The 9,070-nt window shown below is 71.7% G+C and carries 9 protein-coding genes and 1 pseudogene; 6 read left to right on the top strand and 4 right to left on the bottom strand.

The features are described 5' to 3' along the window. The 6 genes and pseudogenes from AC08OV_RS09615 to AC08OV_RS09590 all read left to right on the top strand — a co-directional run. Positions 1 to 501: pseudogene (locus AC08OV_RS09615) on the top strand (4-amino-4-deoxy-L-arabinose transferase); the annotation flags it as partial. Then, a complete protein-coding gene (locus AC08OV_RS09610; RefSeq protein WP_476615315.1) occupies positions 495 to 824 on the top strand; it encodes a DUF5996 family protein in 330 nt (109 codons plus the stop codon). The pseudogene AC08OV_RS09615 and the gene AC08OV_RS09610, both read left to right, overlap by 7 nt. A gap of 82 nt (positions 825 to 906) precedes the next feature. Then, positions 907 to 3,498: an aminopeptidase N gene (gene pepN, locus AC08OV_RS09605; RefSeq protein ID WP_476615314.1), complete on the top strand. Its 2,592-nt coding sequence runs from the start codon at positions 907 to 909 to the stop codon at positions 3,496 to 3,498. Between the two features lie 73 nt (positions 3,499 to 3,571). Further along, entirely contained in the window at positions 3,572 to 4,144 is a 573-nt protein-coding gene (locus tag AC08OV_RS09600) for a DUF6529 family protein (protein WP_476615313.1), read from the top strand. A 243-nt stretch (positions 4,145 to 4,387) separates the two neighbouring features. Then, on the top strand, positions 4,388 to 4,648 hold the full coding sequence (locus AC08OV_RS09595; RefSeq protein ID WP_476615312.1) for a Rieske (2Fe-2S) protein: 261 nt from the start codon (positions 4,388 to 4,390) through the stop codon (positions 4,646 to 4,648). Between the two features lie 60 nt (positions 4,649 to 4,708). Further along, complete coding sequence (locus tag AC08OV_RS09590; protein WP_476615311.1) at positions 4,709 to 5,254, top strand: FHA domain-containing protein; 546 nt, start codon at positions 4,709 to 4,711, stop codon at positions 5,252 to 5,254. Positions 5,255 to 5,331: 77 nt separating this feature from the next. Here the strand turns inward: AC08OV_RS09590 and AC08OV_RS09585 are convergent, their stop codons facing one another. The 4 genes from AC08OV_RS09585 to AC08OV_RS09570 form a co-directional block, all read right to left on the bottom strand. After that, on the bottom strand, positions 5,332 to 5,628 hold the full coding sequence (locus AC08OV_RS09585) for a TFIIB-type zinc ribbon-containing protein (protein WP_476615316.1): 297 nt from the start codon (positions 5,626 to 5,628) through the stop codon (positions 5,332 to 5,334). Between the two features lie 66 nt (positions 5,629 to 5,694). Then, entirely contained in the window at positions 5,695 to 6,804 is a 1,110-nt protein-coding gene (locus AC08OV_RS09580) for a phosphotransferase family protein (RefSeq protein ID WP_476619561.1), read from the bottom strand. A 13-nt stretch (positions 6,805 to 6,817) separates the two neighbouring features. Then, the gene (locus AC08OV_RS09575; RefSeq protein ID WP_476619560.1) at positions 6,818 to 7,618 is read right to left on the bottom strand and encodes a class I SAM-dependent methyltransferase; all 801 of its coding nucleotides are present in this window, start codon (positions 7,616 to 7,618) and stop codon (positions 6,818 to 6,820) included. An 860-nt stretch (positions 7,619 to 8,478) separates the two neighbouring features. Next, positions 8,479 to 8,964 carry a hypothetical protein gene (locus tag AC08OV_RS09570; RefSeq protein ID WP_476619559.1) on the bottom strand — a complete coding sequence of 162 codons (486 nt, stop codon included), beginning with the start codon at positions 8,962 to 8,964 and terminating at the stop codon, positions 8,479 to 8,481. Between the last annotated feature and the right edge of the window lie 106 nt (positions 8,965 to 9,070).

Genomic DNA, 9,070 nt, shown 5'->3' with positions numbered 1-9,070 from the left:
GGGCCGAAGTCGAAGTCAGAGTCGACCGCGGCCACGATCGTCAACGGCCTGCGCTGCCTCGTGGTCCTTGTGGCCCTGTCCGTGGCCGCCGCGACGGTGATCCCGGACTGGACACCGAAGATCCGCACCGCGCTCACCCGGGACGCGAGTGCCCCGAGCCGGGAGGCGACCCGATGGTTTCTCGCGAACATTTCCTCCGAGGGCACCGTCATCACTGACGACATCGCCTGGACCGACCTCACGATCGCCGGGCGCCGGCCGCTGCCAGTGTGGTTCTACAAGCTGGACCTCGACCCTCAGGTGCGCGGCCGGTTCCCCCACGGCTGGCGTGACGTCGACTACCTGATGATGGGCAAGCCCCCCGACGCGGTGCTCGGTGAGATCCCGCTCGTCGCCGAGGCGCTCCGGCACTCGGTGGTCCTCAAGTCGTTCGGCGACGAGGAGATCGAGATTCGCCGGGTCATCGTTCCGGACTGCCGTGGCCGACCCGACCGGTGCTGAACCGTGACGTCCTCCCCCGGGATGCGTGGAACACCTTCGGTGTTCAGACTGGCGCTGTCCGCTCCACTTCGTTCGGTTCGGAGGGCTCGCCATGGTCGAGAGAACCACTGCGGCCGGACGCGGCGTACTGGGCGGATCGCGGCGGCAGCCATCTCGCCGTCCTCCCGCTCGCGGCCCTCGAACGCAGCCCGGACCGGCGGGCCGGCGTCCTCGGCTTCTACGACAGCGCCTACCGGGCCGGGGCCGGCCGGGCCGGCTGGGACATCGAGCGGTTCGCCTGCCCCCACGGCGTCACCGACCCTGTCCTCGCCCCTGGACACTGACATCGACGAGCCACCCGGCAAGATTGGAGGGGTGACCGGGTCCACGCCGGACGGGCGACGAGGCATCCCATAAGTTCGCCGTATGCACAGCCTCACCCGGGACGAAGCCCTCGCCCGTGCCGGCCTGGTCCGCGTTGACGGCTACGAGATCGAGCTCGACCTGACCGCGGCGCGCACGTCGACGGAGTTCGGCTCGACGACCAGGGTGCGCTTCAGCCTCCGTTCCCCCATGGACGGCTCTCTCGCCACGGACGGCTCGTCGGCGGGCGGCGAACCGGCGCCGACGACGTTCGTCGAGCTCAAACCGGCATCCATCCAGCAGCTGTGGCTCAACGGCCAGCCGCTGGACCCCTCCGCCGTCGACGGCAACCGGCTCCCCCTCGCGGCGCTGCACGCGACGAACGAGCTCGTGGTGACGGCCACGATGAGGTACTCGAACACCGGCGAGGGGCTGCACCGGTTCACCGACCCGGAGGACGGCGAGGTCTACCTGTATGCGCAGACCTTCCTCGACGACGCCCAGCGGATGTTCGCCTGCTTCGACCAGCCCGATCTCAAGGCGCCGGTGCGCCTGAGCGTGGCCGCACCCCCCGACTGGACGGTGCGGGCGAACGGCGCCGGGAAGCAGACCTTGCCGGGGCGGTGGGAGTTCACCGAGACGGCCCCCCTGGCGACCTACTTCGTGACGGTGGTCGCGGGGCCGTACCACCTCGTCGAGGACTTCCACGACGGCATCCCGCTCGGGCTGCTCTGCCGCCGCTCGCTCGCGCCGTACCTCGACGCCGACGCGGCGGAGATCTTCGGCATCACCCGGGCCTGCCTGGACCGCTACCACGAGCTGTTCGCGAGCCGGTACCCGTTCGGGACCTACGATCAGGCGTTCGTGCCCGAGTTCAACGCCGGCGCGATGGAAAACCCGGGGTGCGTGACCTTCCGGGACGAGTTTGTGTTCCGCTCGGCGGTGACCGAGGCCGAACGGGAGCTGCGTGCCGTCGTCATCGCCCACGAGATGGCCCACATGTGGTTCGGTGATCTGGTCACCATGCGCTGGTGGGACGACCTGTGGCTGAACGAGTCGTTCGCCGAGTACATGGGCTATCGGGTGACCGCCGAGGCGACGCGGTTCACCGGGGCGTGGACCAGCTTCGCCGTCGGTCGCAAGAGCTGGGGCTACGCCGCCGACCAGCGGCCGTCGACGCACCCGGTGGCCCCGGCCGACGTCCCCGACACCACGCTCGCCCTGCTGAACTTCGACGGCATCTCCTACGCCAAGGGAGCGTCGGCCCTGCGGCAGCTGGTCGCCTGGGTGGGCGACGACGCCTTCCTGACCGGGCTGCGGGCGTACTTCGCCCAGCACGCCTTCGCCAACGCGTCCCTGGCCGACCTGCTCGCCGCGCTGACCACGGCGAGCGGCCGGGACCTCGCCGGCTGGGCCGAGGTGTGGCTGCGCCACGCACAGGTCAACACGTTGCGCCCCGAGATCACGATCGGTTCCGACGGCCGCCTCGCGCAGGTCACGGTGATCCAGACGGCACCGCCGACGCACCCGACGCTGCGTCCGCACCGCATCGGCATCGGCGTCTACGGCCCGGCAGAGCCGACCGACCCGACCGAGCCGATCGTGCTGCTCCGCCGGGTGGAGGTGGACATCGATCCGGCGGCGCCGGACGGGCGCACCGGGATCGCGTCACTGGTCGGGAGCGAGGCGGGATGCCTGCTGCTGGTCAACGACGGCGACCTGACCTACGCCAAGGTCCGTTTCACCCCGGCCGACCTCGCCGCTCTGCCCACCGTCCTGCCGCGGACGGCCGATCCGCTTGCCAGGGCGATCATCTGGGCGGCCGCGGCCGACGCGACCCGGGACGCCGAATGGCCCGCCGCCGACTATCTGACGCTCGCCGTGGGTGCGCTGCCCCGGGAGACCGAGATCGCCGTCTTCGAGGACGCCCTGCGTTTCGCCCGGGCCACCGTGCTGAACCGCTACCTCGCACCGTCGGCGCGACCGGCGGCCGCGCAGGAGCTCCACGCCGCCTGCGCGCGGGTCCTCGCGGCCGCCGCACCGGGAGGCGGTCATCAGCTCTCCGCCGCCCGCGGGGTCATCGGGTGCAGTGGACCGGCGCAGGCGGGAACACTGGCGGCGTGGCTCGCCGGGGCGGCCGTGCCGGCCGGACTGGTCATCGACCCGGAACTACGCTGGACTCTGCTACACCGGCTGGTCGTACTCGGGCGGGCCGGGGAGGCGGAGATCGCGGCCGAGAGCTGGCATGATCGCAGCGCCCGGGCCGCTGAGCATGCGGCGCGGGCCCGCGCCGCCGTCGCCGATCTCGAGGCGAAGGCCCGGGCTTGGCGGACGATCGTGGACGACGACACGATGTCCGCCCGGCTCGTCGCCGCGACGGCCGAGGGTTTCTGGCAGCCTGAGCAGGCGGATCTCACCGACGGGTACGTCTCCCGCTACTTCGACCAGATGCCGGCGATGGCGGCCCGGCGATCCCCGCACGCCGCCCGGCAGATCGCCACCTACGCCTATCCGCAGTTCGCCGTGTCCGTGGGGACGGTGCGGGAGGCGGACGCCCTGCTGGCCCGCGATCGTCTCGACCCGCTCCTGCGCCGCGTCGTCGTCGACGCGACCGACGAACTCCGCCGAGCGGTGCGGGCCCGTCTCCGGCCCTGACGGCTCTGGACGCGCCCGCGTTCTTTCCGGCATAGTTCGCGCAGCAAGGATGTCTCAGGGGACGGGGGGCGGTATGGCAGCCGGCACGGACCGGGCCGAACGGCAGACGAATGCGGGTACGGCATTAGGCGTTTCCTTGTTGGTCGGTGCCGCCGTCGCGGTGTCGACCGGTGTGTACGCGAGGGTTCACGAACCAGCCGGGCGGCCGCTGTTCACCCTCGGTTTCTCCGGCATGCTGCCGATGAAGGCGTGGCTGACGACGGCCGCCGCCGTTCTGCTACTCGTTCAGCTGGCCACGGCACTGTGGATGTGGGGACGGCTGCCCGGCGCGGGCCCGGCGCCGAGCTGGGCCAGCCCGCTGCACCGATGGAGCGGGACGACCGCGTTCGTCCTCACCCTGCCAGTGGCCTTCCACTGCATCTGGGCGCTGGGCTTTGCCAGCGATGGCACCCGGGTGCTCCTCCACAGCCTCCTGGGCTGCGCCTTTTACGGGGCCTACGCGGCAAAGATGATCAGTCTACGGACCAGCGGGTTACCGAGGTGGGTACTGCCCGTGCTCGGCTCGACGGTTCTTGTTTCCCTGGTCGCAATCTGGTTGACGGCTTCACTGTGGTTTTTCACCCGGTCCGGTATTCCGCACGTCTGAACAGGATCCCGAGGAAAAAGTCATGACGCAGGAAACACCGACGCGGCGCCTCGTGGCCCCCGGCCTCGCGGTCACCGTCGCCGCGGGTGCCGTCGGGTATGCCGTCGCCAGCTGCAGCGACGCGGCCGATCCGAAGCCACGGCAGGCGACCGCGGGCGGGACCCGCGGGGGGGCGACGGTTCGGGCGCGGGCAACGGCGGCGGCCAAGCCGGCGGCACGGCGCCCCTCGCCCGGGTCGACGAGGTGCCGGCCGACGGCGGTCTCATCCTCGGCGACGCCGGCCTGGTGCTCACGAGGAACGCCGCCGGCACGATCCAGGGTTTCTCCACCGTCTGCACCCATCAGGGATGCTCGGTGAACGCGATCGAGAAGGGCCGCATCCTCTGCCCGTGCCACGGCAGCGCCTTCGACACCCGCACCGGGGAACCCGTCGCGGGGCCGGCGAAACAGCCGCTGCCGCCGGTCGCCGTCACCGTCCGCGACAACGCTGTCTTCCCCGCCTGACCCCCGCGCCCCGATCGCCCGGATCTCGGCAGGAGCCGGATCCTCCCAGGAGGAGAAACAGTGGACCCGACAGGGCTGCGGATCACCGTCCCGTCCGGCCAGAGCGTGCTGTCCGCTGACCGCAGTCACGTCGTCGGCCGCGGCCGTGACTGCGATGTCGTCATCGCGGACGGCCGGGTGTCCCGGCGTCACGTCCTGCTGGAGCCCCGCGGCGACGCCGGGTGGCTCGCCCAGGACGTCAGTTCCAACGGCATCTGGGTGGACGGCGCCCGGACCGGCAGCGTTGCCCTGACCGACGGCGAGGTGCGGGTGCATCTCGGCGCGGCGAACGGGCCGACGGTCGTCCTGGCCCCGGTCAGTCCTACGCCGCGGCGCCCGCCCGCCGTGCCCGACGACCCGGACGTCGGGGCCCTGGCGACCGTGCTGGCCGGCCAGGGCGGCCGCATCGATCCCAGCCCCGTCCCGGCGGCGGCGGGCTCCGCCCAGGTCCCGGCTCAGCGTCACGCCGGCCACTCGCCCGTGGCGAGCTGGCTGCGCGCCCTGCCCACCTTCGTGTGGCTCGCCGCGGTTGGCTTCACCCTCGGCGCGTTGCTCGCGCTGTCCTGAGCTCCGCCCGAGGGCCGGCCCGAGAGCCGGCCCCGCCCCGGAGTTGACGTCGGGTTGACGGCCGGCCGGAGCGCGGGTCAGGAGGAAAACAGCAGCCGGGCGAGGCCGCCGTGCTTGTGGTGGTGCCCATGCCCGCCGTGCCCGTAGGGAGTCCCCCAGGCGGGCTGGGCATAGTGCCCCGGCTGGGCGTGGGGCGCAGCCGGGGGTGGCGGCGGGGGCTGGGACCACTGCGCCTCGAGCCGGGTGATGGCCTCCAGCTCGCCGTAGTCGAGGAAGATGCCCCGGCATCCGTCGCACTGCTCGATCTGGATGCCGTTGCGGTTGTACGTCCGCATCATCGCGTGGCACTTGGGACACTGCAGGGTGTAACTCATGCCGAACCTGCCGTTCATGGCGGGGAGACATCCTTGGCTGCGGGTAGCGTACCGACCCCGCGGAAGTCAGCCGGTGGATAGTCGAGATCCGGACGGGTACGGGCCCACCCGGGCCATCCGCCGGCAGCACTCGACGAAGGCATCGGAGATCGGACCAGGTTCGGGCCCGGCACCGGGCGCGTCGCCGTCGAGACGCGCGGCGACCGCGATGGCCGCGTACTGCACGACAATCGCGCGGGCGGGCAGGTCCAGGGCCGTCCAGGGATCCTCGCCGCCCGGCAGCGCCGGGCCGCCACCGGCCCGGTAGCCGTCGACGAACCGCGCCCAGACGTCCATCGGCAGCAGGCCGGCCGCGTACCAGGCCGCCGGCCGGGCCAGGTCCCATACCGGGTCCCCGAGCCCGAGATCGTCCACGTCGATGATGCGCCAGCCGAGTCGGGGCAGCGCGACGAGCTGTCCGAAGTGCCAGTCACCGTGGATGATCGTCAATGGCCGCGCCGGCCGGCGTGACCGTCCCGGTCGGGTCGGTTGATCCGGTTGATCCGGTTGATCCGGTTGGATCTGGTGGTGCAACGCCCACTCGGGCAGGGTCGCGGCGGCGCGCAGGACCACCTCGGCACGTGGATGGCCGGCCTGGTCGCGCAGTCGAGCCACGTCGTGCCGCAGCCGGCGGAGCACCGTGGCCCGGGGGAGCACGAGGAGATCCGACGCGGTGACCGGGATGCGATGCAGACTCGCCAGCAGCGCGGCAGCCTCGGCCCAGGGAACGGCCTCGGCCCAGGGAACATCGTCGACCTGGTCCAGTCCGAGCGCCGAGCCGGCCGGCCAGGCACTCACCCATCGGTCGTGGACCCGGACGGCGAGCCCGTCCAGACCGGTATGGGTGGCGTGGGACGGCAGGGGCAGCGGGGACGGCAGGGGCAGCGGGGACAGCAGGATGTGGCCCAGGCGCGGCTGGGCCACGAGCCGGAGCCGGGCCGCGAGCGGCTGTGGGTCGGATCCGGGCGGGTGGGCCTTGAGCACGACGTCACCGTGGCGCACGATCAGCCGTTCACCGTGGTGCGATAGCACGACGGGAGCCTCCCGGCCGCCCGGTTGGAGCCGGCGGGCGAGATCCGCCATGCCCGTCAGCAGAGCGGCGTGCGGGGCGGCGTCGCCGGTCAGGGTGGTGGTCACGAGGCCGATGCCTTCACCGCGTTGGCTTGCGTAGCCGCCAGATGCATTCGGAGGGCCAGCGGCGCGCCCATGCCTCGTCGCCGCGTTCGGGCTGGGCGGGTGCCGGTTCCTCGCTGTGATCCTCGGATGCCGGCGGTGCCGGGCGAGGTTCCAGAAGATCTTCGATGACGAGGTCGTTGTCCCGGAAGAGCCTGATCCAGGTGCCGTAGGGAAGGTTGGCGCTGACCAGGCCGTCGGCCTCGGCCAGCAGACGCAGCCCGAAGTAGTCGCGGGTCAGGCGACTGCCGGGGGCGTCCCGGCCCGGCGCCACGGTGATCTCGTAGATCGGGCTGACGTGGCTGAAGGCGAGCAGGCCGCCGGGGCGCAGCACGCGTGCGGCCTCCGGCACGGCCCGGAAGGGGTCCGCGAAGGAGAAGGCGCCGTGGTCGGCGAAGACGATGTCGAACGAGCCGTCGGCGAAGGGCACCGCCTCGGCACTCGCCTGGACCAGGGGGAAGGACAGTCCGGTCTCCGCGGTGAGCCGTCTGCTGTGGTGCAGCTGCCGTTCGGAGAGGTCCAAGCCGATCGGTCGGCCCCCCCGCCGGACCAGCGCGCTCGACCACTGGCCGCCCCCGCAGCCCATCTCCAGGATGTCCCGTCCGGTGACCTCACCGAGCACGCCGAGCCGTGATTCCGGAACGGCCCACAGCCCCCAGGAGATATCGCCGGTGAACACCTGCCGGCGGATCTGCGGGGCGTTCAGTCGCTGGTAGTCGTCGGAGATCTCGTTCCAGCGGGCACGGTTGGTCCGTACGTGGGCAGCACTGTTGATCATCCATCCCTCGTCCTTCTCCGGGTGGCCACGGACTGCGCGCCGACCGCGGTGCCGGGGCAGGCCACCGCGGCACCGCGGCCTTCCTGCCTGCCTCGACGAATCAGTCGGTCATCGTATGAGACCAGGATGATCCGGGCACGCCCGTGGCTGGTGATGCCTCGCCGCTCGTCAGCGGGTCGGCGCGCCCGGCCTCGTGCCGCGGCCGGGCACCGATGATCGTCCCGTCGTTCCCGCTGCCCACCATGGCGCCGGCCCGGGTGTCGAAATGTAGGCAAAGTAGCCGGACGGGTGATGGATGGGATGAGTACGGTGCGCCTGTCTCCTGGATGACGCCCTGGTGGTGGATGCGTCTGGACAGGCTGTGATGGAGCGTGCACCTTTGATCGCGTGGTGAGGCAACGAAAAAGATCCAGTCGGTATTTTCGGCCGCCAGACGAGCGGCTCAGCCTGGGCCTGATGACCTGCTCGTCCTGCAACGGCACGCAGTATCAGACGCGTCCGCAGGCGGAAGTGGACGAGGACGGTCTTTTCGACGGTGACGCCAATATCAAGTGTCGGGAATGCGGTGGAACCGGAAAGGTTCCCCTGCCATGAAGAACTCGATGCCCGTTCAGGCCGACTTCTTGTACCTGCGGTGTCCGGAACATCGGGGACGGCGTCCCCGCCAGGGGCTGAAGACGATGATGCGGCCGGGGGCACCGTGCCCGCGGTGTCGCATGGTCCGCGCCGCGGACCTCGAACGCGAGGGCTGTCCGGAGCTTCCTCCGGACGAGCCGGATGGCGGAGGGGGGACGCCGCCGTCACGCTGACAGGCGTCCCCCAGGTGATCTTCGGTGCCGGGATAGGACCTCGGTGGTGGGTCAGTCCTTGGGCTGGGCGACGACCACCGCCGTACGGGTGCCGTCCTTGACCGTTGCGCCCACCCGGACCGTCGCCCCCGGGTGGAGGTCGGAGACCTTCGCGGTGTCCCCGTCGATCCGGAACCGGGTATCGGCGTTGATCACATAGGTGCCGACGTAGCCGTCCTCACTGGTGACCGTCAGGGAGGTGGGGCTCACCGCGGTCACCTTCCCGCGCTGCCCCGCCACTACCTGGAAGCCCTTGTCGGTTTTGACCGTTGCCTCACCGTGCACGCCGCCGGCCCAGAGGCCGCCATGGGGACGCAGCCCGTCGTGGGAACGCAGCCGGGCCTCGGCGAGTCGCGGATGGTCGCCCAGGAACGCGTGGTCGGCCGGGGCGGCTGCTGCGCTGGCGGTCCGGTCCGGGGTGGCGGACGCGGCTGTCCCGCCGAACCCGAGCCCGACCCCCAACCCGAGCCCGAGCAGACCCGCTGCGGCGACCCCCATACCCCATCGTCCGGTCAGGAAGCTGCGCATCTGTGTCGTCCTTCCGTGTCGCGTCACCACGCCGCGAACCGGTCGTCGGCCCTGAGGGGCGACGACCGGCCGGGCG

The sequence above is a fragment of the Frankia sp. CeTa3Moorea genome (genome assembly GCF_978021225.1).
The sequence above is the reverse complement of the archived record's forward strand: the minus strand, read 5'-3'. Positions and strand labels throughout refer to the sequence as shown.

Coding starts and splice junctions, on each gene's coding strand:
- AC08OV_RS09600 (WP_476615313.1), top strand. CDS start 3,572: ATGGCAGCCGGCACGGACCGGGCCGAACGGCAGACGAATGCGGGTACG.
- AC08OV_RS09575 (WP_476619560.1), bottom strand. CDS start 7,618: ATGATCAACAGTGCTGCCCACGTACGGACCAACCGTGCCCGCTGGAAC.
- AC08OV_RS09585 (WP_476615316.1), bottom strand. CDS start 5,628: ATGAGTTACACCCTGCAGTGTCCCAAGTGCCACGCGATGATGCGGACG.
- AC08OV_RS09570 (WP_476619559.1), bottom strand. CDS start 8,964: ATGGGGGTCGCCGCAGCGGGTCTGCTCGGGCTCGGGTTGGGGGTCGGG.
- pepN (WP_476615314.1), top strand. CDS start 907: ATGCACAGCCTCACCCGGGACGAAGCCCTCGCCCGTGCCGGCCTGGTC.